Source organism: Candidatus Methylomirabilota bacterium (genome assembly GCA_036001065.1).
GTDB lineage: Bacteria > Methylomirabilota > Methylomirabilia > Rokubacteriales > CSP1-6 > MNEF01.
This window is the reverse complement of record DASYUQ010000149.1, coordinates 15247-38785: the sequence shown is the minus strand read 5'-3', so window position 1 is coordinate 38785 and position 23539 is coordinate 15247. Positions and strand designations below refer to the sequence as shown.

Sequence of the window (23539 nt, the reverse complement as noted above, 5' to 3'; positions counted from 1 at the left end):
GAAGCTCACCGGGACGCTCAAGCTGAAGAACACGTCGGCCAATCAGACCGTCCGTCTGGTCGCAGGGAAGATCCAGTACATCGATGCCCAGGGGCAGCCCATCAAGCTGGAGGCGGCGCGGACCGAACCGACCCTCAGGTTCCCCACGTACGGTAACGAGCGCCTCGACCCCGGGCAGGATGCGACCCAGTCCCTGGACGTGGAGTTCCCTGCCGACGCCCTGAAGGCGAAGAAGCTGAAGGAAATCCGCCTTGAGCTCGCGTATATCCCGTCACCGTATCGGGAGGAGACGGTCAACTTCACCGTGTCGATCAGCGCGGGCAAGTAAGCCGCGGGAGGTGGCTCCTCCCTGGAGTCACCTCCCCTACAGGGCTCGCCGCCTCGACGGCTGATCGGGAGAACAAGATGCCGCCAATGAATGGCCTCAACGAGCTTCGCGAGCAGGGCATGATGACCTGGATCGAACAGGAGCACGGATGGGTCGCGGCGCCGGAAGAAGTCGTGAAGGCGCTTTCCAATGATGGCTTCGAAGAATGCAAGCGCGAGATGACGACGAGCCGGCGTGATCGCCGGCCGGCCGGCGGCGTGTGGCAGGGAATCAACACGGGTACGGGATCCGTGGCCTCGGCCATCTGGGTGAATCGCCCGACGTGGCCGCAAGCCATCGTGTTCATCGCGATCGATGGCGAGTCGCTCGAGGGCCTCGGCGCCCGGAGCCCGGAGTATGACCTGCACAGGGAAGACGGGGGCGAGGGCTAGGGTCTCGTCCGGAGGCGTGTGGCTGGCCCTTTTCTGCTCGCGTACGTCAACGGGGCAAGCTTGATCAACGCAAGTCTGGATCGTCCCCGATGGTCGTGTTCGGGAGCTGGGTGGCCACGAGCTCGGACTCCGGCAGCTCTTCCACCGGCAGCTTCGACACACGACACTCGAGATGATCCTCACTCACCGTGTACGTGCAGTACATTCCGAACCGAACCCGGAGGGACGGGAGTGCCTTCGCCAGCCGGATGCCCGGATCAGGGAGCCCGCAGGATCAGAAGGCCGTTGTGGTAATCCAAAAAGAATCCCGCGGGGGGTGCGCCGTCGAGGGATTTTCTCTCGCGATCAGCCAGTTCGGCAAAGCATGGTGCCGAAGGGGGGACTCGCCGGGCGCTCCTCGGCGAGTCCCCCTCCGTTTTCGCGGTTTTCCTCGTCATCGCGCCATGTTACCCCACCGTGGCGAGTGAGCACGAGTGAGCGCATTTGTACCTGTTTCCGCGATGGTGTACGGGGAAAATACGGGGCACTAGTCCGCCCGCCGGTAGCCCTTGGTCTCCATGCATCGGATGTAGATGTGCCGGCCTGGTAAGGTGAGCCCGCCGGGATGCGTCGCGGGATACACCGCCCTCGGCGTCGCCTCCCTGGCGGCTTGCATGCACTCGAAGTCCTCACGCTGGACGTCGGCCTCGACAAGCGCGCCGTCCTTCGTCCACCGGATCGGCTCGGCGCACCCGGCGAGCACCACTACCGCGAGGAGCAGCATCAGGGATCTCATGTCACGCCCCTCCTTCCAGGTACTTTGCGATCTCCGCCTTGCGCTTCGTCGTGGTCAGGTGCGCGTAGATCAACGTCGTGCTGATGTTGGCGTGGCCGAGCGCCTCCTGGATCAGCTCCAGCGGGGCGCCGTTCTCCCGGAGTCGTGAGGCGAAGGAATGCCGGAGCATGTGGGGGTGGACATGGCGGCCCGCGACGGCCGACACCTTGCGGTGGATCATCATGAAGATGCTGCGCGTCAGCAGCGGGAGCGCCCGCCGGAGGCGGGAGTAGCCGCCCCCCGCGCGGGGAAAGAGATAGGGCGAGGCGTGCGCGACCCGCAGCTCCCGGAGGCGGTCGGCGAGGATGCGCTCGGCCTCGTCGCGGTCGCGGGTCGCCAGTGGCTCAATGCGGTGCTCGCCGTTCACGTACAGGTGGAGTTGTCGCCGACGCCTGGTCCACTCGCCGTGGATGCGGTCCACGCGCCCCTCGACGGCCGCAGCGGCCAGAACGGGATGCACGTCCGCCAGGTAGCCGCTGAGGATCTCGCGCAGTCTGGGCACGATGACGCACTCGTGCTGCTTGTCGCCCTTGCCGATGACGCGCAGCGTGCCGGCCTCGAGGTCCAGGTCAGTCACGCGGACGGTGGCCAGCTCGCTCACGCGCAACCCGGCGAACAATGCCGTCGCCACGAGGGCGTAGTCGCGCCGCCCCTCCAACGACTCGCTGGCCGCGAAGTGCGCCAGGACGCGCTCCTGGTCCGCGATCGAGAGGTAGCGGGGGAGGCGCTGAGGCTCTTTGAGCGAGAACGTGTCGGCCACCGGGTCCGTCGTGACGAGCCCCTGCCGGCGCAGGAACCGGAAGAATTGACCGATGGCGTACCGGGCCCGATTCAGCGTGGTGGCTTTTCGCCCGTCGTGATGGAGCCGATGGGCGAGGTACATTTCGACGACGTTGAACGTCACCTGCGACGGGATCCGCACCCCGATGCCCTTCGCGAAGACGGCGAAGGTATCCAGATCCTTCTCATAGGCCGCGATCGTGTGCCGGCTGCGCCCCCGGATCGTGGCGAACCACCCGAGGAAGGGCCGGATCAGCTCGGCGAGGGTGGCCCCGGGCCGGACGGGCGGGCCGCCGCTCGCAGGCACCAGGGCGGTCATGACGGGATCGCTTCGGCGCGGGCGTACTCCAGCGCCGTGACGAGCAGGACGCGGTTGTAGACCGGCGAGCCGAGGCCGAAGTCGCGGGCCACTTCGGGCAGGTGGCCGCGCATCCGCTCCAGCTCGCGCGGGGTCCGGCGATGGGGCCGGAAGCCCCTCGGGCGCTCCACCAGCGTCTCAATCAAGGGGATCAGCTCGGCGGGGATGTGCGGTATCCTGTGCTCGCTCATCGCGTCCTCCTCTCAGGGTTGGGGGTGATGGGCCAGGCCCCGGCGGTGCCAGCCGCGCGGGGCGTTTCTATCCTCAATTGGGCGGCGGTTCCACTTCCTGAATCTGACGCTCCAAATAGCGCTTGGTGCCCTCGAACTCGGTATCTAGGTGAGTCACCACGCAGGCATAGATGAAGCGCGTGACGACGACGCTGAGAACAAAACGGCTTCGCTGGTCAAGGGGTTCGCAAGCCGCCACGATTCGCCCGACCCTATCCGGGCCTGACCCGACCGGGCCGCGCTCCTCGAGCGGGTGCTGCGCCTCGGCGAGTTCCTCAGCGATCACCTGATCCACGACCGCTACTAGTTTTTTGCTGAGCGTCTCTGCTGCTTCTCTGTCCATGGCCTCACTCCAGCAGCTCCGTCACCGGCACGCCGAGGGCGCGCGCCAGGCGCTTGAGGGTGTCGATCGACGGGTTCTTCCGATGGCCAGCCTCGAGGGCCGCGAGATAGCTGCGGGAGACTTTAGCCCGCTTCGCCAGCTCCTCCTGCGTCAACTTCGCCCGGTCCCGCAAATCGCGCATTACGGTTGCTAGCCTCCGAGGCGTCATTGTCTCTCCTAGAAACATTCCATGTCAAGGAACTCCATCCACCGATCCACCTTCGTGTGGTCTAGAGTGACCGCAGCCCGGTGCGCTGACGAATGAGATTGGGGCCGTGGAGCACCAGCACGCTCTTGCTGATCTCGCGCCCGTCGAGGTGGGTGTGGACGTGGATCACGGTCTCCCGCTCCTGGAACCGCCCCAGCCGATCCAGCGGAATGACGGCCTCCGGGCCCGCCTCACCGATGAGGGCCATGGTGGGCCCGGTGACGATGCCGCCCATGGCCATCTCGGCGTTCGAGATCGTGGAGATCTGGACGGCGCCGGCCGCGGCCACGATGCCCGCGACGACGAGCGAGAAGGGCCAGGGCCAATCCGCCAGCGCCCGGGCCACGCCCTGAGCCGTCGAAATAATCGCCATGATGATGGCGAACGCTTTGGTTTGTCCGAAGATGCCGCCGAGGAGCGTGCCGATCGCGGTCGAGAGTTGGGTCATCTGGTCCTGGCTGAGGGTGGTCATGTTGGTGAAGGCGGTGGTGAGCATCGTCGCCGTCGTCTGGGCCATCGTGCGCAGGCCATCGCTCGCTGTCTGGAAGGTGGCCAAGAGCGACTGCCACATCGTCGACGCGCCGGTCTTGATCCGCCCGAAGCTCTGCTCGAAGGCGTCGGCGAAGGGCGCCTGCTGGGCGGCCATGTCGCGCACCGACTGAGTGACGTTCCCCAGTGTGATCATCATCTCGCCGGCATCGGTTTCGATCTTCCCGAAGCTATGCCCAAATGCATCCGCGAAGGGGGCCTGCTCGGCGGCGAGCTGGGCGAGGGGCTGGCTGACCCCGTTGAGCGTGACGAGCCAATCGGCGGTCGCCCCTTTGGCGCCTTGAACCGCAGCGGTGAAGGTCTTCACTCCAGCGGTCGCTGGCGGGATCGTCGTCTGCCCGAGGGTCGCGAGTGAATGCTCCAGGGCGGTGAGGGCCGCATCCGACGCGGCAACGTCCCCGATTAACAGCTTCATGCCGATGCTGTTGACCTCGAATGCCGCCTTGAGCTCCGCGAGCTTACTCGCCGCCTCCTCGGTCGCGCTCCCCAGGAACCTGCGGAGAAACAACCCGCCCTCGCGGACGGCGATATTCACGGCCAGGATCGCCTGGACGACCGAGGTCAGCGCGGTCATCAGAACGCGGAAAGTGTTGACCACGACGACGGCCGCGCGCGCGAGGAACATCAGGCCCGGGCCCGTGCTCACCCGAAGGATCTCGCCGACCTCCCGGGCCCAGCCCCGGAACTGGTCGGTCTGCACGAACTGCACGAGCCGGTCCGTCAGGTCCCGAAGGACGGGGATCAGCGCCGTCCCGATGGCGAGCTTGACGCCCTCCAGGGCCGAGCCGAGGCGCGTGAGGTTATCGTTGAAGGCTTCGGCGGCCTGGGCCGCGTCGGTACTCCAGACGATCCCCAGGCGCTTGGCTTCCTCCATCTGCGCCTTGATGGCCGCCGAGCCCTGGTTGAGGAGCGGCACGAGCTCCAGCCCGCTCTTCCCGAAGAGCTCCTGGGCCAGCGCGGCTTTCCTCGTCTCGTCGGTCATCCCGGCGAAGCGGTCGGAGACCTCCAGGAGGACGTCTCGAATCGGCCGGAGACTGCCGTCGGCATTCGCGACCGTAATCCCGAGGGCCTTGAAGTGCTGCGCGGCCTCCCCCGAGCCCATCGAGGCGTCACTCATGTTTCGAGCGAGGCGCCCGAGTCCGACCTGGAGCTGCTCGAGCGACACGTCGCTCAGATTCGCAGCGTGCTTGAGCGCGGAGAGATCCTCGACGGACACGCCGACCTTCTGGCTCATCTTGGCCAGCTGGTCCCCGGCATTGGCGGTGCTCTTGGTGATGGCGGCGAGTGCGGTGACGGCCGCCGCGATCCCCGCACTAGCCGCCGTGGCCGCGGACTTGAGCGATTCGAACTGGCCTTTGGTGAACCCGAGCGCCTTGCGGGCGCGGCCCAGGTCGGCCTCGAATTTCGCAGCCGTCGCGGACAGCTCGGCGCGGAGAGCCCCGATCGGGGCCGCCATCTCAGTCTCCCTTCACGGCGCGCGCGATCACGAAGGCCCGGGCGGCGACGGAATCTTCGGTCTCGGCGATCAGGTGGTAGGCGACGCTGACGAAGAGGGCGGCGGTGGCGTGGACGCCGTTGAACTCGATGAGCTCTCGGCCGAGGGCCTCGAGGCGGCACTTGACGTCGAGCGTCGCGTAGGCCGTGAGGTCGGCACCGCCGGCAGTCGGAACCGCCCGGCCCGCGGCATCCAATTGGACGAGTTGTAGGGCTGACGACACTCGACGCTCACCGGCCGGAGGCGCCGGTCGATCTCGCCTTGACGGCGGCGCTGCTCGGCGGTCGCGTCGCGGACGACCAGCAGGCGCCCGCAGCTCCAGCAATTCAGCGTCGCCGGCTCGCGCATCAGCCACCCGGCACACCTCGGGCACTGCATGCGGCACCGAAGGTAGCATGAGGATGGGACGCGGGGCATCCTGACCAGGGGGGAGCACCGGGCGAGCTCCCCGGCCGCGAGGGCCCCGGGTCAGGTTTCACGGCGCTGCCCCAACACCGCCATGCTTCCCCCGCGCTAGGTCGTCTTAATCCACTTGATAGCGTCGTTCACGAGCGGCTTGCCGCCCTCACGTCTCCGAACGTAGAACCGGACAAAACCAGGATTGGTCACGCGGTCCTCGAGAATCCGTAGCCCCACGCGGTCCACGAGCAGGTACCCGCGCGAGAAGTCACCGAAGGCCACGGGATGCTTGTTGGCCCCGATGTCGTCCATCTGCTCCCATACCTCGATCGGATAGCCGAGCAGCCGGTCGGGTTGGCCAGCGATCAGGCCCGGCTGAAACAGGTACTGATTCTGCGTGTCCTTCAGCTTGCGGATGGCGGCGAGGGTGGCGCTATTCATGGCCCAGGTGCCGTTCGCCCGATACGCGCTGTTCACCGTGTAGACGAGCGTGATGAGGCTGTCCGGCAGGATGGCATCGGGCGAGGCGGCGGACGCCACGAACTGATACGCCTCCGCCGCCCGGAGCGGCGAGGCATCGTCCGCGGTGCTGACCGGCGCGGTGTTCAGCATCCCGGTCGGCTTGTTGGTGCCGTTTCCCCGAATGACCGCTTCGCCCTCCTGAATGGCGAACTCCCGCGCCACCGCCTCGCTCAGCCACTGCGGGACGTTGAAGAAGATGTCGTCGAGGGACCATTCCGATGCCTGCGGATAGGCGTAGAGCTCGCCGTGCGTGGGCGTCACCTCGCGGAGGGTCGAGGTCAGGGTCGCCGTGCGCGTGCCCGTCTCCCCCACCCACCCGGCGGTCGTGCCGTGAATCTGGACGAGCTCCTTGTAGTCGCTGCTCCCCGTCTGGCGCACGGCGACGAGCCGGCGCACCGGCGAGAATTTCTTTTCGAGCAGCTCGACCTGGCGGCCGATCTCCTCGGGGACTGCGAAGCCGCCGGCCGCGCCCGTGCCGATCGTGATGTCCTTGTGCTCAAGCGCCCGGGCCTCGAAGTCGGCCAAGGCGTTCTTGCGCGACGGGTCGGTCGGCTTGCGCAGCCAAGTGGTGAAGATTTGCTTGTGCTCGTGCTCGAATCGGGACGCGCCCGCAGTCTTGCCCGGCGAGGACGCACGAGACTCCAACTCCTCCAGCCGGTCCTCGAGCTTGGCGTGGCGATCTTCGTAGGACTTTTTGAGGATCTGAAAACCTTCGGTCTGTCGCTCGATGCTCTCTTTGACTTCTTTGAACACGTCGGCGTATCGCTCGCTCACGGGCAAACCCCCATCACCCGCCGTCATGATGGGCGGGCATCAAGACAGACTCCACGTTTTGGGTTTTCCCGCCGGAGCCGAGGGCTCCTGCCGGACCCGCTGGCCATGTTCCGCCAGGGCGCGGCTCGGGTGCGAGGATCTCGGTCACGCGTCCTGTGACGCCACCTGGTGATTCGGCCTCGACTGTCGCGTCGGAGGCGGAGCCAGGCGGGACCAGCCAGGGGGACCGATCTCGCTGTCAGGTACGATACCATGCTTCCAGCCGCTCGATTTCGAGGTTTTCGCGCATCTCGAGCAGCTGGGCGCGCGCCTCGTCCTCCGCCCGCAGGAACTGGTCGGTCAGCCGGTTGAGGGCGGCGTCGATCGCCTCCTCCTCGTCTGGTGTTGGACTCCCCGGAACCTCGTCAGTCATTCGGGTCCTCCTCCTCCCACCAGCCCTCCCAGCCCGCCGCGCGGAGCACCTCGGTCCACTTCTCCTCGGGAACACCGACCTCCTCAGCCGCGCGGGCCAGCCTGCCCCATGCCACCCGGGCCACCTCGTCGTCGAGGTCATCGAGGGCGGCGAAGCGGAAGGCACCGAGTCGTTCGATCTCGGCGATGAGCGCGGAGCGCAGCGCGTGCGCCTCGTGTTGATCCCGGCAGCCGTGGCCTACGGGGCCCGGTCCGGCGATCGGGTGGCCCTGCGTGCAGTGGCCCGTCCGGTCGGCAAGCGGCGTGTCCTGCCAAGGCTCGAGCCCAAGCTGCTGACGAAACGCCGCCTCGTCGCCGACGAGGAAGGCCCGGAGCATCGCGGTCACCTCCGGTGTCGGCAGGGGTGGCAAGGGCGTGTCACCTCGCTTCTGGGCCACGCTGCGGGCACCACCCGGGTAGCCGCGCCGGCGCCGCCAGGTCGCCTGCTCAGCCGCTGACTGCCGTCCGCTCGTCCGACTACGTGCCATTCAGAGCCATTTCGCTAAATCGCAGGTTGGGGCACCGGGTCGTCAAACGCCGGCAAAATCCTTTGAGGATCCCCCGGGGTTGAATTCATTGACGTTGCTGGTTGGCACTTCGGCGGCCGGCCAGCCAATCTCTATCCGGCCTTTTTTCTGAAACGCCGGCCACAGGGCCGCGACCTGGCGCTGATGTGTGACGCAGCAGGTCACGGCCAACTCTTGGGCGGAAGGCTGGAGCGATGGGGGATCTCGTAGCCTGATGCGGCCACTAAGGGGGCCATACCCTGAGACATGGCCCTCTTAGGCGAAGTGGGCGGGATTCCGTCTGTTGCGTCGCCTGATTGCCTTAAGGCGGCCACTTCTCCGGGTGTGGCCATCTTAGCGTCCGTGGTGGTGGCCACCTTAGGCGTGAGCGTCCAGAACCACGCCCCGGCTTTCCCGGCTCCTCCGACCCGGCTGGCCGTCACGCCGAGGTCGCGCCTGGCCCGTCGTAAGGTCCGCTCGGAGACGCCGTGAGCCCTGGCGGCCTTCAGGGCCTCGGTCGCCCGCACGTCACCGTCGGCCAGGAGCTCCTCCAAGAACGCCTTCGCGTCCTGCCGCTCGCCCGGCTCCTCGGTCGCTGGCGACAGGAGGGCGTCAGCGTCCATGCCATCGACGGGGTCCGCGTACCAGTCGAGCACGCCCCGCGTGAGCGTGAAGGCGAGCGCCGGGGCCGGCGTGGTGAGGTTGTTCTTGACCGTGACCAAGATTCGCCGGTCCTCGTCCTCGGGGTCCTTGCCAAGGGCGAGCACGACGCGGGCGGCGGCCACGAACGCGATGGAGCCAAGCGCCCGGTAGAGCGCCTTCCGCTGCTGGTCCTTGGTGAGGTGAATAATGGCCACGATGGCCGTTTTGGTCCGCTCGGCCAGCGCGGCGAGCGGCCCCAGGAGGCCCCGGATCTCAGAGTCCTTGTAGCTGTCCCGGTCGCCGAGGTAGGCGCTCAGCGGGTCCACGCCGACTAGGATGGCGCCTGTGTTCTGGATGACCGTTTCCAAGCGGTCCAGATCAGTCTCGAGGCTGAAGCTGCGATCCACGCCCGCCTCCCGCATCGCCGTGAGCGCATGGATACGGCTGACCTCCGCGTTGAGTGTGTCCAGACGCGGGCGGATGGTATCGGCCAGGCCATCCTCCGCAGACAGGAGCACGATCGCGCTGGCCGGCGCGCGGCCGCCGTCGGGCCACGCGGCGCCGCGCGACACACGGGCGGCGATGTCGAGTGCGAGAAACGATTTGCCGACTCCCGGGTCGCCGATCAGCAAGGTCAACTTCCCACGCGGGATACGCCCTGGCCAGACCCATTCGACCAGCTCAGGCGCGACGGTGTCGAGGCGAACCACGACCGGAGTGAGCGCAGACATGAAGTCGTCGACGATCATCGCTTCGCCACGCTGCGCTTGCGCCGCGTGGCTTCGGCGTCGAGGCGTGAGATGCGCTCCATGAGCCACGCTCCAGGGATCCGCTCGCACGCTCGACGGAGATACGAGAGCAGCCGTTCATTCTCGAGAGCGTCATCGGTGAGGGCGCGGATGTCATCGTGGTGGTGCCGAGCGAAATCCTCGGCCGTGAGGAATGGCTCTGGGTCAGGGTACGCCTCGCGCAGCAGATTGAGGAGCAGCCCGGGCTCCCGGCGCTTGTGCGGGGCGCACCAGGACGTGTCGCGCGCCGCTGGCCGCAGGCGGTCGCTCACCGCCCCGCCGCCTCGCGCACCTCCACGGTTTTTTGCTTCAAGTACCGCTCGAGCGCGCGCGGGTCGAAGCGGATGATGCGCCGGCCCAGTCGCACGCACGGGATTCGGCGGGCGCGCGCCATGCGGTAGAGCGTTGCGGAGTGCAGCCCCAGCAGCGCCGCTGCCTGCCCCACGTCCAGCAGCTTCGCGTCCATAGCAATCCTCCTGCGCATCATCTTTACCGAGGTCGCATAAGTAGAGTCAATAAAATTCTGTTGTGCACACAAAATCCGTCGCATATAATCCGGCCCATCGAGACTCCGCATAGAGATAGGAACGCGATAGATGCGACACCACAGGGGAGGACTGGCATGAAGACACTACGCGAACGCCTTGAGTGGGCTATCCGGTTCGCCGAGAGGGATCTAGACCGATTCCGCCCCGGCGACTGGTTGAACCTCCGGGATGATCTGACCGCCTTCCTCGAGGCCAAGGGGGCGCCGATCCCGTTCCCCTCGCCGAAGGAGCTGCCCGAATCGGCCCTCCGCGACCTGCAGGAAGATGTTCGGGCGCTGCTCGGCCAGGTCGCCCCGGCCCGGCCTCTGAAGTGGCGGATGGTGGAGATCAAGGGGCCGCTGCTCCTCAATGTCATAGCCGGGCCGCCGGCCTGGGTCCGGAGCGCCGGCCACCCACGCGATGCGGTGCTGCTCAGCTTGGCGTGGCTCCTCGCCGCGGACCCCAGCGCGGTGCGCCGATGCCCCGAGCCAGCCTGTCACCGGCTCTTCTACCGCGTGCGCCGGCAGGTCTACTGCTCCACGCCGTGCGTCAAGCGGGCCAACAAGCGCGCGGAGCGGCACGCGCAGTGGGCACGGCCGCGCAAGGCGAAGAAAGGAGCCCGGCGATGATCACGAAGACGACCAAGGGCTACACGATCCGCTGGTACGACGCCGACGGGCAGGAGCGCCAGCGGACCTACAAGGGCATCGACCGCGACGAGGCGAAGAAACTCGAGCGCGGGATCCTGGCCGCCCGCGATCGCGGGGAGCCGGTCCCTGACGAGCGCCGGGCGCCGACGTTCACGGCCTTCGCGGCCACGTGGAAGGAAGAGAGCCGGTCGGGATGGAAGCCGTCAACCCAGGCCCAGTACGAACAGGTCCTCAAGTCGCAGCTGCGCCCCGCCTTCGGGGATCTCCGGCTTTGCAACATCACGGAGTCCCGGGTCCGCCAGCTCGTCACCCAACTCCAGGATGCGGGCCTCGGAGCCCGGCGGATCAACCTAGTGCTCCTGGTGTTGAAGATGATCATGGCCACGGCCGCGCGGCGACGGCTCATTCGGGAGAATCCGCTGGTGGTCGTGAAGCCCCTCGCTGAGCCCCAGGTCGAGGTGGACCCGCTGGCCCCAGACGAGATCGACGGCTTCCTGAAGTCCTGCCCGACGTGGTGGCGGCCGTACTTCACCGTCGCCTTCTGGACGGGTGCACGCCCGAACGAGCTCGCAGCCCTCAAGCTCGGCGACGTCGATGGGCCGAGCAGTCGATTCCGCATCCGGGCCGGCCGCTACCGGGGCGTGGAGGGCGCGCCCAAGACGGCGAGCAGCGTCCGCGACGTGGACATGGCGCCGGCGGTGGTCGAGGCGCTGAGGGCGCAGAAGGCCCAGCAGGCGGCCGCGCGGCTCAAGGCCGGCCTGGGGATGCCGGAGCCGGGCCAGGATTACGTGTTCACCGGGCCGGAGGGTGGCCTGGTGAACCCGAACTACCTCCGGGACAGGGTGTGGTATCCGACGCTGGCGAAGGCCAAGCTCCGGCGCCGGGTGATGTACCAGACGCGGCACACATTCGCGTCGAACGCCCTGGCCGCCGGCGAGGCGCCGTCCTGGGTGGCGGCCATGCTCGGCCACACCACGCCCGAGATGCTCTTCACCGTCTATGCCCGTTGGATCCCCAACCGTACCCGCCGCGACGGCAGCGCCCTCGTCATGCGCATGACCGAGAGCGGTACGGGCGAAATACGGGCCGCTGAGAGCGTCAGAACGAAGTAGCGCAGGAAGGTCGCCCGCTTACGGGCGGCTGGTGCCGAAGGGGGGACTCGAACCCCCACGGGTTGCCCCACACGCCCCTCAAACGTGCGCGTCTGCCAGTTCCGCCACTTCGGCCCCTGACGCCTACGGACGCGAAGTATACCGTCAACGCGCGCGCGCAACAAACCGGCCCACGGCTTGGCGCAGCCGCGGGTCGAGCGCGTCGCGGATTCCCTCGCCGAGCAGGTTGTAGGAGAGCACGGTCACCAGAATGGCCAGTCCCGGGTAGACCGATAGCCACCAGGCGATCTCGATCGCGTCCTTGCCCTCGTTGAGGATATTGCCCCAGGTGGCGAAGGGAGGCTGCACCCCGAGCCCCAGGAAGGAGAGGCCCGACTCGGTGAGGATGGCGGCGGGAATGCCGAGGGTCATCGCCACCAGCACCGGCGCCATCGCGTTGGGCAGGATGTGACGCCAGATCACCCGGAACCCGCTGGCCCCGACCGACTGCGACCAGATCACGAACTCCCGCTCCTTGAGGCTCAGGAACTCGGCCCGCACCAGCCGCGTCACGCTCATCCAACCCGTGAGCCCGATCACGACCATGATCGTCCAGATCGAGGGCCGGAGAAAGGCCAGGACCGCCAGGAGCAGGAAGAAGCGGGGGAAGACCAGCATGAGGTCGACGAGCCGCATGACGGCCGCGTCGACGAGTCCGCCGTTGTAGCCGGCCACCGAGCCCAGCATGATCCCGATCGCCGTGGCGATCCCGACCGAGACGAACCCCACCGCCAGCGACACGCGGGCGCCGTAGAGCATCCGCGAGAGGACGTCGCGCCCGAGCTGATCGGTGCCCAGCAGGTGCGTCCGCGACGGCGGGTCGAGGATCGTCCGCACGTCGGGCCGGTGCGGATCCCAGGGCGCCAGCAGCGGAGCCAGGACCGCCAGCGCCGCCAGGCAGAGGACGACGGCGCCCCCGACGATGGCCAGCCGGTTCTTCGCGAACGCCCGCCAGAAGCCCTTCACGTGGTCAGCGCCCGCGGCGGCCGGCCAGGCGGATGCGGGGGTCGATCAGCCCGTAGCCGAGGTCGGCTACGAGATTGGCGACGAGGGTGAGCGTGGAGACGATCACGAGGTTGCCCATGATGACCGGGTAGTCGCGCTGGAAGACGGACTGCACCATGAGCTGGCCCATGCCGGGAATGGCGAACGTCCATTCCACGATGACGCTGCCGCCGATGAGGCCGGGCAGCGAGAGCCCCAGGATGGTCACGATCGGCAGCATGGCGTTGCGGAGGGCGTGCTTGCCGATGACGACGCGCTCGGCCAGCCCTTTGGCCCGCGCCGACTGGATGTACTCCTGCCGGATCACCTCCAGCATGCTCTGGCGCATGTAGCGCGAGAACCCGGCCAGCCCGCCGAAGGTGGCCACGACGATGGGCAGGATGAGGTGGCTCAGGAAATCCCACTGCTGGCGCCAGAACGGCAGGTACTCCCAGTTGATGTCCCGGAGGCCGGAGATCGGCAACCACCCGAGCTGGATGCCGAAGAGGATCATCAGCAGCAGGGCCAGCCAGAAGTCCGGCGTGGCGAAGCCCACGAAGACGAAGATCGTCGTCACCTTGTCGAAGAGCGAGTACTGGCGCGTGGCGCTGAAAACGCCGATCGGCACCGCGATGGCCAGGATGATCGCCATCTCGGCCACGTTGAGGAGCAGCGTCACCGGCAACCGCTCGCCGATCTTCTCGAGCACCGGCCGGCCGTCGGGCATGAACGAGCGGCCGAAATCGAGGCGCGCAATCCGGATGAGCCAGTTCCAGTACTGGACGGGCAGCGGCTTGTCGAGCCCGTACAGCTCGCGGAGCATCTGCTTGGCCTGGGCGGTCGATTCGGGGCTCAGCTCGCCCATCTGGAACTCCACCGGCTCGCCCGGCGCCAGGTGGATGACCAGGAAGGACACGAAGGTGATCCCGATGAGGAGGGGAACGGCCAGCACGAGGCGTCGCAGCGCGTACCAGAGCATGGTGGGGCATTATATCGGAGGCCGCCGACGCCGTTCGAGCGCCGGCTTTGCCGGCGCATTCGAATCCTGGGGGCGGCCTCGGAGGGGGCCGTAACGTCCGCCCCCTCCGATATTTATCCGGCGGTGTAGCGCTGGAGGCTCTGCGGAACGTACCAGTCGGTGAAGTTGAACCGGATACCGTTCGGCGACTCGATGATGCCGCGCACGCGGCGCGAGACCGCCGGCAGGTTGTCGCGGAAATAGAGGAACACGATTGGCTGCTCCTCGGCCAGGATCGTTTGCAGCCGATCGTAATGCTTCTTCCGCTCGGCGTCGACGCAGGACGAGCGCCCGCGCTCCAGCAGCTCATCGACCTCGGGGTTGGCGTACGAGACGTGGTTGAGGTCGTCGGGGCCCGTCTTGGACGAGTGCCAGATCTCGTACTGGTCGGGATCGAGCCCGATCCCCCATCCCAGAACGATGGCATCGAACCGCCGCTTCTTGACGTACTCCTTGATGAAAGACGCCCACTCCAGAACCCGGATCTCGACGCCCACCCCCAGCTCCTGGAGCGAGGCCTGGATGATCTCGGCCACCTTCTTCCGCTCGTCGTTGCCCTGGTTGGTGAGGAGCACGAACGTGAAGGGCTGGCCGTCCTTGACGAGCAACCCGTCGGCGTTCTTCTCCTTCCAGCCGGCCTCGGCCAGCAGTCGGCGGGCCTGCCCCATGTCGTACGGGTACGTCTTCACGTTCGGGTTGTAGACCCAGGTGCCAGGCTTGTACGGTCCGGTCGCTTCGCGGCCCAGCCCCAGCAGCACGCCGTCGATCAGCTCCCGCTTGTTGATGGCGTGGGTGAACGCCTGTCGCACGCGCTTGTCGGCGAAGCGCGGGTCCTTCAGGTTGAAGCCGAGGTAGGTGTAGCCACTGCTGGGATAACGGAACTTCCAGTAGGCCTTCTGGAACGCCGGGTACTCCGTTTGCCGCTTGTACTGGAGTGCGGTGAGGTTGGCGCTGTCGACCCCTTTGGCCTTCAGCTCGAGGAAGATCGTCGCCTGGCTCGGGATGACGCGGTAGACGATCCGCGAGATGTAGGGCCGGCCCTCCTCGTAGAAGTCCGGGTTGGCGACCAGCACGATCTTCTCGCCCGACCGCATCTCCTTGAAGCGATACGGCCCCGTGCCGACCGGGCCGTGCCAGTTCTGCGGCGCATCGCGCAGCCGTCCCTCCAGCACGTACCGCTCGAGCAGGTGCTTCGGCAGTATCCAGATCCCCCAGCTCTGCAGCGCCTTGGCGTACACCCTCTTGTACGTGATGCGTACGCTGTGGGGGTCCACCGCCTCGATGCGCTCGACGGCGCGGAAGTCCTCGCGGTACCCCGTCGGCGTCTTGGGATGGATCATCGTCTGATAGGTGAAGACGACGTCGGCGGCGGTGAACTGGTGACCGTCGTGCCATTTGACGTTCGGGCGGAGCTTGAACGTCAGGTTCAGGCAATCGCGGCTGAACTGCCAGGACTCGGCCATCTCGCCGATGATGTTGAGATCGCGGTCGCGCGTGACGAGCCCCGCGTAGATGAGGCCGCCCACCTCGTGGGAGGCGCTATCGCTGGTGATGTTCGGGATCAGGCCGGAGACGTTGCCGAGCAGCGCCTCGACGAGCGTGTCGCCGGGGGCGGGCGGGAGATTCTGCTGGCCGGCGGCGGCGTCGTCGACGGCGCCACCCACTTCGCTGCCGCAGCCGGCCAGGAGGCAGCCCAGCAGGAGGAGCGTCGCGCTCCGGATCTTCACCTACTTCGCGGGCGCGGGGGCGGCGGGCCCCGGCGCGGACTGGGCCGGGGACGGCGCCGGCTCGCGCACCACCGAGCCGCTGCGCTCGCCCCCTATCAGCGCCAGGCTGAACGAGGTGATGGTGAAGATGATGGCGATCACCGTCGTGATCTTTCCCAGGATGGTCGGCGTCCCCATGGAGCCGAAGACCGCCTGGCTGCCGGCGCCGCCGAAGGCGGAGCCGATGTCGGCGCCCTTGCCCGCCTGCAGGAGCACCATGCCCATGATGGCGAAGCACGCGATGACGTGGATGACGACGAGCAGCGTGTACATCACTCCCCCCTCACGGCAGCGCCGGCCCGCGCCGTCTTCCTGACGATGGCGATGAAGCCCGGCGCGTTGAGGCTGGCGCCTCCCACCAGGGCGCCGTCGATCTCGGGCTCCGCCGCCAGCGCATCGGCGTTGTCCGCCTTCACGCTGCCTCCGTAGAGAATGCGAATCGTCTGCGCGGTCTCCTTGGACGTCAGCTCCGACAGGAGCCCGCGCAAGTAGCCGTGGACCTCGGCCGCCTGGGCGGGCGTGGCGTTCACGCCGGTGCCGATCGCCCAGACCGGCTCGTAGGCGAGGACGATCTGGGCCACCGCGTCCGGCATCATCCCGGCCAGGCCGGCCCGCAGCTGGCCCTCCACCGTCGTGAAGGTCAACCCCTGCCGCCGCTCGTCGGCCGTCTCTCCAACGCACAGCACCGGCGTGAGACCGTGGGCCAGCGCCGCCTGCGCCTTGAGGCTGATGCGCTGATCGGTCTCGCCCAGCTCGCGCCGACGCTCCGAGTGTCCAACCAGCACGTAGCGGCACCCCAGCTCCGCCAGCATCGCCGGCGAGACTTCGCCGGTGTGGGCGCCCGACGCCTCCCAGTGGCAGTTCTGGGCGCCCAGGCGGATGGGGCTGCCGGCGAGGATCTCGCCGACCGCGGCCAGCGCGGTGAAGGGCGGGCAGACGACCACCTCGACCCCGCGCGGGCGCTTGAGGCCATCACGGATGGCCGTGGCCAGCGTCCGCGCCTCGGCCAGTGTCCCCTGCATCTTCCAGTTCCCTATGACCAGCGGCGTACGCATCAGGGCGCCTCCGTGAGCGCCTCGACGCCGGGGAGCTTCCGTCCTTCCAGGAACTCGAGGAACGCCCCGCCTGCCGTCGAGAGATAGCCGATCCGATCGGCGACGCCGGCGACGTTGGCCGCGGCGACGGTGTCACCGCCGCCGATGACCGAGAACGCCGCGCCGGCGGCCACCGCCCGCGCGATCGCCAGCGTCCCCTCGGCAAAGGGCGCCTTCTCGAACACGCCCATGGGGCCGTTCCACACGATGGTGCGCGCGCCCTTCAGCGCAGCGGCGAAGCGCTCGACGGTGAGTGGTCCGATATCGAGCCCCATGTTGGAGGCGGGAATCTCCCGAATGCCGACGGCGCGGCCGGAAGGGCTGTCGGGCCCCTCGGCCACGACGGCGTCGACGGGCAGCGCGACCGGGACGCCCCGGCGGCGGGCCGTCTCCAGAACACGGCGGGCCGTCTCCAGGCGATCGGCCTCCACCAGCGAGCGCCCGACGTCGTGGCCCAGGGCCCGCAGGAAGGTGAAGGCCATGCCCCCGCCGATGACCAGCGCATCGACGCGCTCCAGCAGATGCTCGACGAGCCCGAGCTTGTCGGAGACCTTGGCCCCGCCCAGCACGGCCACCAGCGGCCGCTGGGGATCACCGAGAATGCGCCCGAGCGCGGCGAGCTCCCGCTGCATGAGGAGACCCGCCGCCGCCGGCTGGAGAAACCGCGTGATCGCCTCGATCGAAGCGTGCGCGCGATGGGCCGCGGCGAACGCGTCGTTCACATAGCAGTCGGCCAGCGCGGCCAACCCGCGGGCAAAGCCCTCGTCGTTGGCCTCTTCTTCCTTGTGGAAGCGGAGGTTCTCGAGCAGCAGGAGCTCGCCCCGCTTCAGCGCCTGCGCCCGCTCGGTCACTTCAGGACCGACACAGTCCGGGGCCAGCGGCACCGGCTGGGCCAGCAGCGCCTCCAGGCGCTCGGCCACGGGCCGCAGCGAGTGCTCCGGCGCCGCCTTGCCGTGGGGACGGCCGAGATGCGAGGCGAGGACCACCGCGGCGCCGTGATTGAGCGCGTACTGGATCGTGGGGACCACGGCCCGGAGCCGCGTGTCGTCGGCGACCGCCCCGCCCTCGAGCGGAACGTTGAGGTCGGCGCGGAGAAAGGCGCGCTGGCCGGCAAGGTCGAGATGCTCGATCGTGAGCTTCGCCACCGATGACCGGATCCGATCAGAGCGTTTTGGCGACGAACCGGACGAGGTCGCGCAGGCGCGAGGAGTACCCCCACTCGTTGTCGTACCAGGCCAGGACCTTGAGGAGGTCGCCCTCGATCACCGCGGTCGACGGCAGGTCCACGATCGACGAGTGCGCGTTGCCGTTGAAGTCGACCGACACCAGCTCCTCCTCGCAGGCATCGAGGATGCCGCGGAGCCTGCCGGCGGCCGCTTCCCGGAAGGCATTGTTCACGGCCTGGACCGTCGCGGGCTTCTCGAGCTCGGCCACCAGATCCACGACCGAGACGTTGGCCGTCGGCACGCGGATGGCGATGCCGCCGAGCTTGCCCTTGAGCTTGGGCAGCACGAGGCCGACCGCCGTGGCCGCCCCCGTCGTGGTGGGGATCATGCTCACCGCGGCGGCGCGGGCCCGGCGCAGCTCCTTGTGGGGGAAGTCGTGCACCGGCTGATCGTTCGTGTACGCGTGCACGGTGGTGGCGAAGCCGCGCTTGATCCCGAAGGCGTCGTCGAGGACCTTGGCGGTGGTGGCCAGGCAGTTGGTGGTGCAGGAGGCGTTGGAGATGATCCGGTGGCGCTGGGGATCGTAGGCCGGCTCGTTGACGCCCAGCACGATCGTCACGTCCGGATCCTTGGCGGGGGCGGTGATGATGACCTTCTGGGCGCCCGCCTGCAGGTGCTGGGAGGCCGTGGCCGTGTCACGGAAGACGCCGGTGGATTCGATGACCACGTCGACCGCCAGCTCTCTCCACGGCAAGCTCGCCGGATCCTTGACGGCGGTCACGCGGATCTCCCGGCCGTTGACGAAGATGGCGCCGTCCTTGGCGCTCACCTCGGCCTGTAGCTGGCCATGAACGGAGTCGTGCTTGAGGAGGTGGGCGAGCGTCTTGGCGTCGGCGAGGTCGTTGACGCCCACCACCTCGATCTCCTTGTCGTTGAGGGCCGTCCGGAAAAAGACCCGCCCGATACGGCCGAAGCCGTTGACGCCGACTCGAATACTCATGGAAGAGCTCCTTAGTGAGGACTGCGCGCGTTGCTGCCCTGACGAGATTATAGGGTCAGCCCGACCACGCGGGCAACTGTGAGGACGCCGACGCGCCGCGCCCCGGCGGCGCGGAGGGCGCGGGCGCACTCGGTCACGGTCGCACCCGTGGTGAGCACGTCGTCGACCACCACGAGGTGCCCGGCGAGGGCGGGGGTAGCGTGAAACGCGTTGCGTACATTGGCCTGCCGCTCGGCCGCGCCGAGATCGCTCTGGGGCTGCGTGGGCCGGACACGGGTCAGCCAGCGGGGCCGCGCGGGGACGCCGAGAGCGCCGGCCACCCGCTCAGCGATGAGCGCCGCTTGATTGAAGCCACGCTCCCGCTCGCGGGCGCGCCCCAGCGGCACCGGGACGAGCGCGTCGATGGCCGCCGGCAGCGCCCCCGCGCACTGCTCGACGAGCAGGTCGGCGAGCGGGACCGCCAGCGCGCGCTGGCCGTGGAACTTGAGCTCGTGGAGCGCCTCGCGCAGCGGGCCGCTGTACTGCGCGGCGGCGCGGGCGTAATCGAACGCGGGCGGCTCGGCCAGGCAGGCCGGGCACCGGCGGACCGCGCCGGGCGATCTCTCGCCGTCAAACGTCGGGAGGGGCACGCCGCACGTCGCGCAGTAGGGCGGCCCGATGCGCGTGATTCCCGCCCAGCACGTCCCGCAGAGCGGGTCCCGGCGCCCCTCGCCGAGCGCCTCACGGCAGACCGGGCAGAGCGCGGGATAGAGCAGGTCGAGCGCGGCGACGGCCCACGACCCCATCGAGGCAACCGGGTGCGGCGGTTCAGCGCCCCTCGACGGGACGCAGAGTGTTCCAGCGGCCGCACTGGCTGCAGCGGTCCCGCCAGGTGGGCGTCGTGGTCCCGCAGGCGGTGCACCGGTGCGGCCAGTCGAAGGCGCCGCCCAACCGCAGCGCACGCCGGTACTCCTCAAACGCCTCGCGGACGTCACCGCGATGCTCGAAGACGGCGCCCAGGAAGGCGTGCACCACCGGCAGGTTCGGCGCGCGCACCTCGACCTTTTCGAACTGGTCGGCGGCCTCGTCCAGCATCTCCAGCTCGAAGTAGACGCGCCCGAGGGCGACGGCCAGCGCCAGGTCGTCGGGCGCCCGCTCCACCGCCGCGCGGTAGAGCGCGATCATTCGGCTGGGGCGCCCCTCTTCCCGGTACGCGCGCTCCAGCCGCACGAGGATGGGCAGCGCCGGCTGCAGCTCGACGGCGCGCTCCCACGTCTTGACGGCCTCGCGATGATCGCCGGCGGCCTCGTAGGCCTCGCCCAGCGCCAGCGCGGCCGGCAGGAAATTGCGATCCGCCTTCAGCGCGCTCTTGAAGTGCGGGAGCGAGGCCGCGGGCTGGCCACGCTGGACTTCGGCCCGCCCCAGCTCGTAATGGATCGCCGCCAGCCGCTCGGCCTCCCGGGGCCGCTCGGCCGCCGGAACGAGCGTGACGATGCGCTCCTCCAGCCCGAGCGCCTCGGGCCAGGCGGCGCCGTCCACCGCCAGGTTGCGCAGCCCCTGCAGCGCGTCCAGGTCGTTCTTCCGGCGCGTCAGCGCCTGACGGTAGAGCCGCCGCGCATCGTCCCGGCGCCCGGCGCGATACGCCTCGTCGCCCTGCCGCACGAGCTCGGCGACCTCGGGGTCGTCCGAGGGCGTGAGGGGCGCGGCCCCAAGGATCCGGAGCAACGCACGAGCGACAGAGGTCACCAGGCTCAGGGAAGAGATCAGCGAGGGCATGGCGCGGAAGCGAAGGCCGCCGGGTGGAGTGGGCGCGGACGGGCGCGGGAACTCAGCCCGTGGCCATGCGCTCCTCCTCTTCGACGACCCGCTGGCAGTTGATGCAGTGGCGCGCGAACGGTAGGGCATCCAGCCGCTTCTCGGCAATCGGCTCGCTGCACCGCTCGCAGGTGCCGAAGGAGCCGTCCTCGATCTTCTGCAGAGCCAGGACGACGTCGCGGAGCAAGCGACGGTCGCCGTTGCCCAGCTCGAAGAAGAACTCCCGGGTGTAGGCCGTGTTGGCCTGATCGCCCAGATCCTTGATCGAGTCGTCCTCCTGGTCCTTGCCGTAGAGGGCGCTGCGCCCCACTTCCTCGAGCAGCTGATGCCGCTTCTCGAGCAGGCGCTTTTTGAAGGACGACAACCGTTCTTTTCTCATCAGCTCCTCCCGTCCTCCTGGGGTGCTGGGTTACGCTAGCATCAACCGCGGGAGCGTGCAACTGCTTCAGGCCGCCCGTCATGCTTCGAGCGACAGGGTCGGCGCGTCGCCCCACAAACGCTCGAGCGCATAGTACAGGCGCGTGTCCTCGAGGAAGACGTGCACGAGCACGTCGCCGTAATCGAGCAGGACCCAGCCGCTCTCGGCCACGCCCTCGGCGTGGAGGGGCCGCGCGCCCTGCGTCTTCAGCCCCTCGCGAATCGCTTCGCTGATCGTCTGCACGTGGGTCGTCGACTTGCCGCTGCAGACCAGGAAGTAGTCGGTCACGCTGCTGAGCCTCTGGACGTCCAGCACCACCACGTCCATCGCCGTCTTCTCGAGCGCCGCCTGCGCGGCCTGCCGCGCCTTGTGCTCGGCCGAGAGGCGGACCGTCACGCTCCGGGCACCTCGTAGAGCCGGCGGGCGCGGATGTAGGCGACGACCGGCTCGGGCAGCCGGTAAGCCAGCGATCGCCCCTCCCGCGCGCGGCGCCGCAGCTCCGACGAGGAGAGCGGGAGCGAGATGGCGTGGACGATCAGCACGGCCCGCGCGGGGAGGTCGGGGCCTTCGACCCGCGCGAAGCGCTCGACGCCGATCTCGCGCAGGACCTTCTGGGCCGCCGCCCCCTCCGAATCGAAGGCGCTGCCCGCGCGGGGCACCACGACCAGCCGCGCCAGCTCGGCGATCCTCCGCGGCGCCCGCCAGGAGAGGAGATCGCCGAACGTTTCGGAGCCGAGGAGGAGGAAGAGCTCGTCCCCGGCGGCCCGGAGCGCTTCCAGGGTGTCCACCGTGTACGACGGGCCGGGCCGGCGCAGCTCGAGGTCGGAGACCTCGAAGCGCGGGTGACCGACGGTGGCCAGCTTCACCATAGCGTAGCGGTCGGCGGCCGGCGCCAGCGCCGCCGCCGGCTTGTGCGGCGGACTGCTGGCCGGAACGAACAGGATGCGGTCGAGGCGGAGCTGCTCCAGCACCTCGTCGGCGAGCAGGAGGTGACCGTAATGGACCGGGTTGAACGACCCGCCGAAGACGCCGGTGCGGGTCACTGCTATTCCCGCACCTGGCCGTCGCCCTGGACGACGTACTTGGTCGTCGTCAGCTCCTGCACGCCGACCGGACCCCGCGCATGGACCCGCGAGGTCGAGATGCCCATCTCGGCACCCATCCCGAACTGGTAGCCGTCGACGAACCGGGTGGACGCGTTCACCAGCACGACGGCCGCATCGATCGCCCGCGTGAACCGACGGGCGTGGGCGAGCGTGTTGGTCACGATCGCCTCGGCCAGCCCGGAGCCGTGGCGCCGGATGTGACGGATCGCCTCGGCGAGGTCGTCCACCACGCGGATGGCGAGGATCAGGTCGAGGTACTCCGTGTCCCAGTCCTCCGGCGTGGCCGGCCGGGCGCCGGGTACGAGGGCGACGGTGCGGGGACAGCCGCGCAGCTCGACGCCCGCCTCGCTCAGGCGCGCGGCCGCTGCGGGCAGAAACCGCGGGGCGATGTCACGGTGGACCAGCAGCGTCTCCAGCGCGTTGCAGACGCTGGGTCGCTGGACCTTGGCGTTCATCACGATGGCCGTCGCCATCTCGAGATCGGCGTCGGCGTCCACGAACACGTGGACCAGCCCGCGGTCGTGCTTGAGCACCGGCACCCGCGAATGCTCGGCCACCCAGCGCACGAACTCCTCGCCGCCGCGGGGGATGATCAGATCGACCAGATCGCTCAGCTCGAGCAGGACGGCCACGGCCTGGCGGTCGGTGGTGTCCACGAACTGGATGGCGTCGGCGGGCGCGCCCGCCTTCTCCAGCGCCTTGCCCAGCACGGTCGCGATCATGGCGTTCGACTCGATCGCCTCGCTGCCGCCGCGCAGGATGACGGCGTTGCCCGACTTCACGCACAGCCCCGCCGCGTCGGCGGTGACGTTGGGACGCGACTCGTAAATGAACCCGATGACCCCCAGGGGCACGCGCACCCGCGAGATCTCGAGGCCGTTGGGCCGCCGCCAGGACTCCACCACGACGCCGACGGGATCGGGCAGCGCCGCGATCTGGCGGACGCCGCTCGCCATTTCCTCGATGCGCGCCTCGGTGAGCGTCAGACGATCGAGGAAGGCCCGCGTCGCGCCGGCCGCCCGGGCCCGCTCGAGGTCGGCCCGGTTGGCCTCGACCAGCGCGGCGGCCTTCTCCTCCAGGCCCCGGGCCATCTGGGCGAGCGCCTCGTTCTTGGTCCGGGTCGGGCAGAGCGCGAGCGCCTGGGCGGCTTCCCGGGCGGCGCGGGCCTTGGCTTCCACGAGGCGCCTGACGTCCATGGGCTCCCTCTCC

General features: G+C 68.8%; 30 protein-coding genes and 1 tRNA gene. 4 read left to right on the top strand and 27 right to left on the bottom strand.

Going from position 1 to position 23539, the window contains the following annotated elements:
• Both VGV13_14910 and VGV13_14905 read left to right on the top strand, forming a co-directional pair.
• Positions 1 to 328, top strand: a 328-nt coding sequence (locus tag VGV13_14910) for a hypothetical protein (protein HEV8642384.1), incomplete at its 5' end; no start/stop codon positions are given.
• A 119-nt stretch (positions 329 to 447) separates the two neighbouring features.
• Positions 448 to 759: a hypothetical protein gene (locus tag VGV13_14905; protein ID HEV8642383.1), complete on the top strand. Its 312-nt coding sequence runs from the start codon at positions 448 to 450 to the stop codon at positions 757 to 759.
• A 526-nt stretch (positions 760 to 1285) separates the two neighbouring features.
• Here the strand turns inward: VGV13_14905 and VGV13_14900 are convergent.
• The 13 genes from VGV13_14900 to VGV13_14840 form a co-directional block, all read right to left on the bottom strand.
• On the bottom strand, positions 1286 to 1534 hold the full coding sequence (locus VGV13_14900; protein HEV8642382.1) for a hypothetical protein: 249 nt from the start codon (positions 1532 to 1534) through the stop codon (positions 1286 to 1288).
• Between the two features lies 1 nt (position 1535).
• A complete protein-coding gene (locus VGV13_14895; GenBank protein HEV8642381.1) occupies positions 1536 to 2672 on the bottom strand; it encodes a tyrosine-type recombinase/integrase in 1137 nt (378 codons plus the stop codon).
• Complete coding sequence (locus VGV13_14890) at positions 2669 to 2902, bottom strand: hypothetical protein (GenBank protein ID HEV8642380.1); 234 nt, start codon at positions 2900 to 2902, stop codon at positions 2669 to 2671. The genes VGV13_14895 and VGV13_14890 overlap by 4 nt, the downstream gene beginning before the upstream one ends.
• A gap of 73 nt (positions 2903 to 2975) precedes the next feature.
• A complete protein-coding gene (locus VGV13_14885; GenBank protein ID HEV8642379.1) occupies positions 2976 to 3236 on the bottom strand; it encodes a hypothetical protein in 261 nt (86 codons plus the stop codon).
• Between the two features lie 52 nt (positions 3237 to 3288).
• Complete coding sequence (locus tag VGV13_14880; protein HEV8642378.1) at positions 3289 to 3492, bottom strand: helix-turn-helix transcriptional regulator; 204 nt, start codon at positions 3490 to 3492, stop codon at positions 3289 to 3291.
• Positions 3493 to 3553: 61 nt separating this feature from the next.
• Positions 3554 to 5536: a phage tail tape measure protein gene (locus tag VGV13_14875; GenBank protein HEV8642377.1), complete on the bottom strand. Its 1983-nt coding sequence runs from the start codon at positions 5534 to 5536 to the stop codon at positions 3554 to 3556.
• Position 5537: 1 nt separating this feature from the next.
• Complete coding sequence (locus VGV13_14870; protein HEV8642376.1) at positions 5538 to 5798, bottom strand: hypothetical protein; 261 nt, start codon at positions 5796 to 5798, stop codon at positions 5538 to 5540.
• Positions 5799 to 6088: 290 nt separating this feature from the next.
• A complete protein-coding gene (locus VGV13_14865; GenBank protein HEV8642375.1) occupies positions 6089 to 7270 on the bottom strand; it encodes a phage major capsid protein in 1182 nt (393 codons plus the stop codon).
• Between the two features lie 238 nt (positions 7271 to 7508).
• Positions 7509 to 7682, bottom strand: coding sequence for a hypothetical protein (locus VGV13_14860; protein HEV8642374.1), 174 nt, complete (start codon positions 7680 to 7682; stop codon positions 7509 to 7511).
• Positions 7675 to 8058, bottom strand: coding sequence for a hypothetical protein (locus VGV13_14855; GenBank protein HEV8642373.1), 384 nt, complete (start codon positions 8056 to 8058; stop codon positions 7675 to 7677). The genes VGV13_14860 and VGV13_14855 overlap by 8 nt, the downstream gene beginning before the upstream one ends.
• A 350-nt stretch (positions 8059 to 8408) precedes the next feature.
• Positions 8409 to 9617, bottom strand: a complete 1209-nt coding sequence (locus VGV13_14850) for an AAA family ATPase (GenBank protein HEV8642372.1) — start codon at positions 9615 to 9617, stop codon at positions 8409 to 8411.
• The gene (locus VGV13_14845) at positions 9614 to 9928 is read right to left on the bottom strand and encodes a hypothetical protein (protein ID HEV8642371.1); all 315 of its coding nucleotides are present in this window, start codon (positions 9926 to 9928) and stop codon (positions 9614 to 9616) included. The genes VGV13_14850 and VGV13_14845 overlap by 4 nt, the downstream gene beginning before the upstream one ends.
• Positions 9925 to 10122: a helix-turn-helix domain-containing protein gene (locus VGV13_14840; protein ID HEV8642370.1), complete on the bottom strand. Its 198-nt coding sequence runs from the start codon at positions 10120 to 10122 to the stop codon at positions 9925 to 9927. The genes VGV13_14845 and VGV13_14840 overlap by 4 nt, the downstream gene beginning before the upstream one ends.
• Before the next feature lie 156 nt (positions 10123 to 10278).
• Between VGV13_14840 and VGV13_14835 the strand changes: the two genes are divergently transcribed.
• Together VGV13_14835 and VGV13_14830 are read left to right on the top strand one after the other, a co-directional pair.
• On the top strand, positions 10279 to 10812 hold the full coding sequence (locus VGV13_14835) for a hypothetical protein (GenBank protein ID HEV8642369.1): 534 nt from the start codon (positions 10279 to 10281) through the stop codon (positions 10810 to 10812).
• A complete protein-coding gene (locus VGV13_14830) occupies positions 10809 to 11945 on the top strand; it encodes a site-specific integrase (protein ID HEV8642368.1) in 1137 nt (378 codons plus the stop codon). The genes VGV13_14835 and VGV13_14830 overlap by 4 nt, the downstream gene beginning before the upstream one ends.
• Positions 11946 to 11974: 29 nt before the next feature.
• Here the strand turns inward: VGV13_14830 and VGV13_14825 are convergent.
• From VGV13_14825 to VGV13_14760, 14 genes are all read right to left on the bottom strand, one after another.
• Positions 11975 to 12059: transfer RNA gene (locus VGV13_14825), tRNA-Leu, on the bottom strand.
• Between the two features lie 30 nt (positions 12060 to 12089).
• Entirely contained in the window at positions 12090 to 12950 is an 861-nt protein-coding gene (locus tag VGV13_14820) for an ABC transporter permease (protein HEV8642367.1), read from the bottom strand.
• 4 nt (positions 12951 to 12954) lie between these two features.
• Positions 12955 to 13947, bottom strand: coding sequence for an ABC transporter permease (locus tag VGV13_14815; GenBank protein HEV8642366.1), 993 nt, complete (start codon positions 13945 to 13947; stop codon positions 12955 to 12957).
• A gap of 113 nt (positions 13948 to 14060) precedes the next feature.
• The gene (locus VGV13_14810) at positions 14061 to 15713 is read right to left on the bottom strand and encodes a peptide-binding protein (protein ID HEV8642365.1); all 1653 of its coding nucleotides are present in this window, start codon (positions 15711 to 15713) and stop codon (positions 14061 to 14063) included.
• On the bottom strand, positions 15714 to 16025 hold the full coding sequence (gene secG, locus VGV13_14805; GenBank protein HEV8642364.1) for a preprotein translocase subunit SecG: 312 nt from the start codon (positions 16023 to 16025) through the stop codon (positions 15714 to 15716). It abuts the gene before it with no gap.
• Complete coding sequence (gene tpiA / locus VGV13_14800; protein HEV8642363.1) at positions 16025 to 16807, bottom strand: triose-phosphate isomerase; 783 nt, start codon at positions 16805 to 16807, stop codon at positions 16025 to 16027. Before tpiA ends, secG begins: the two co-directional genes overlap by 1 nt.
• Positions 16807 to 17991 (bottom strand): phosphoglycerate kinase, encoded by a 1185-nt coding sequence (locus tag VGV13_14795; GenBank protein HEV8642362.1) that lies wholly within the window; start codon positions 17989 to 17991, stop codon positions 16807 to 16809. The genes tpiA and VGV13_14795 overlap by 1 nt, the downstream gene beginning before the upstream one ends.
• 16 nt (positions 17992 to 18007) lie before the next feature.
• On the bottom strand, positions 18008 to 19012 hold the full coding sequence (gene gap / locus VGV13_14790) for a type I glyceraldehyde-3-phosphate dehydrogenase (protein ID HEV8642361.1): 1005 nt from the start codon (positions 19010 to 19012) through the stop codon (positions 18008 to 18010).
• Positions 19013 to 19059: 47 nt separating this feature from the next.
• Positions 19060 to 19797, bottom strand: a complete 738-nt coding sequence (locus VGV13_14785) for a ComF family protein (GenBank protein HEV8642360.1) — start codon at positions 19795 to 19797, stop codon at positions 19060 to 19062.
• A 22-nt stretch (positions 19798 to 19819) separates the two neighbouring features.
• A complete protein-coding gene (locus tag VGV13_14780; GenBank protein ID HEV8642359.1) occupies positions 19820 to 20737 on the bottom strand; it encodes a tetratricopeptide repeat protein in 918 nt (305 codons plus the stop codon).
• Positions 20738 to 20819: 82 nt separating this feature from the next.
• Positions 20820 to 21185, bottom strand: coding sequence for a TraR/DksA family transcriptional regulator (locus tag VGV13_14775; GenBank protein HEV8642358.1), 366 nt, complete (start codon positions 21183 to 21185; stop codon positions 20820 to 20822).
• Positions 21186 to 21263: 78 nt separating this feature from the next.
• On the bottom strand, positions 21264 to 21620 hold the full coding sequence (rsfS, locus tag VGV13_14770; protein HEV8642357.1) for a ribosome silencing factor: 357 nt from the start codon (positions 21618 to 21620) through the stop codon (positions 21264 to 21266).
• Positions 21617 to 22267 carry a nicotinate-nucleotide adenylyltransferase gene (gene nadD / locus VGV13_14765; GenBank protein HEV8642356.1) on the bottom strand — a complete coding sequence of 217 codons (651 nt, stop codon included), beginning with the start codon at positions 22265 to 22267 and terminating at the stop codon, positions 21617 to 21619. Before nadD ends, rsfS begins: the two co-directional genes overlap by 4 nt.
• 2 nt (positions 22268 to 22269) lie before the next feature.
• Complete coding sequence (locus VGV13_14760; protein HEV8642355.1) at positions 22270 to 23526, bottom strand: glutamate-5-semialdehyde dehydrogenase; 1257 nt, start codon at positions 23524 to 23526, stop codon at positions 22270 to 22272.
• Between the last annotated feature and the right edge of the window lie 13 nt (positions 23527 to 23539).

What these genes read in the sequence shown, in the direction of transcription:
- VGV13_14905 (HEV8642383.1), top strand. Translation starts at nt 448, where the DNA reads ATGATGACCTGGATCGAACAGGAGCACGGATGGGTCGCGGCGCCGGAA.
- VGV13_14900 (HEV8642382.1), bottom strand. Translation starts at nt 1,534, where the DNA reads ATGAGATCCCTGATGCTGCTCCTCGCGGTAGTGGTGCTCGCCGGGTGC.
- VGV13_14895 (HEV8642381.1), bottom strand. Translation starts at nt 2,672, where the DNA reads ATGACCGCCCTGGTGCCTGCGAGCGGCGGCCCGCCCGTCCGGCCCGGG.
- VGV13_14890 (HEV8642380.1), bottom strand. Translation starts at nt 2,902, where the DNA reads ATGAGCGAGCACAGGATACCGCACATCCCCGCCGAGCTGATCCCCTTG.
- VGV13_14880 (HEV8642378.1), bottom strand. Translation starts at nt 3,492, where the DNA reads ATGACGCCTCGGAGGCTAGCAACCGTAATGCGCGATTTGCGGGACCGG.
- VGV13_14875 (HEV8642377.1), bottom strand. Translation starts at nt 5,536, where the DNA reads ATGGCGGCCCCGATCGGGGCTCTCCGCGCCGAGCTGTCCGCGACGGCT.
- VGV13_14860 (HEV8642374.1), bottom strand. Translation starts at nt 7,682, where the DNA reads ATGACTGACGAGGTTCCGGGGAGTCCAACACCAGACGAGGAGGAGGCG.
- VGV13_14855 (HEV8642373.1), bottom strand. Translation starts at nt 8,058, where the DNA reads ATGCTCCGGGCCTTCCTCGTCGGCGACGAGGCGGCGTTTCGTCAGCAG.
- VGV13_14850 (HEV8642372.1), bottom strand. Translation starts at nt 9,617, where the DNA reads ATGATCGTCGACGACTTCATGTCTGCGCTCACTCCGGTCGTGGTTCGC.
- VGV13_14840 (HEV8642370.1), bottom strand. Translation starts at nt 10,122, where the DNA reads ATGGACGCGAAGCTGCTGGACGTGGGGCAGGCAGCGGCGCTGCTGGGG.
- VGV13_14835 (HEV8642369.1), top strand. Translation starts at nt 10,279, where the DNA reads ATGAAGACACTACGCGAACGCCTTGAGTGGGCTATCCGGTTCGCCGAG.
- VGV13_14830 (HEV8642368.1), top strand. Translation starts at nt 10,809, where the DNA reads ATGATCACGAAGACGACCAAGGGCTACACGATCCGCTGGTACGACGCC.
- VGV13_14815 (HEV8642366.1), bottom strand. Translation starts at nt 13,947, where the DNA reads ATGCTCTGGTACGCGCTGCGACGCCTCGTGCTGGCCGTTCCCCTCCTC.
- secG (HEV8642364.1), bottom strand. Translation starts at nt 16,025, where the DNA reads ATGTACACGCTGCTCGTCGTCATCCACGTCATCGCGTGCTTCGCCATC.
- tpiA (HEV8642363.1), bottom strand. Translation starts at nt 16,807, where the DNA reads ATGCGTACGCCGCTGGTCATAGGGAACTGGAAGATGCAGGGGACACTG.
- gap (HEV8642361.1), bottom strand. Translation starts at nt 19,012, where the DNA reads ATGAGTATTCGAGTCGGCGTCAACGGCTTCGGCCGTATCGGGCGGGTC.
- VGV13_14785 (HEV8642360.1), bottom strand. Translation starts at nt 19,797, where the DNA reads ATGGGGTCGTGGGCCGTCGCCGCGCTCGACCTGCTCTATCCCGCGCTC.
- VGV13_14775 (HEV8642358.1), bottom strand. Translation starts at nt 21,185, where the DNA reads ATGAGAAAAGAACGGTTGTCGTCCTTCAAAAAGCGCCTGCTCGAGAAG.
- VGV13_14760 (HEV8642355.1), bottom strand. Translation starts at nt 23,526, where the DNA reads ATGGACGTCAGGCGCCTCGTGGAAGCCAAGGCCCGCGCCGCCCGGGAA.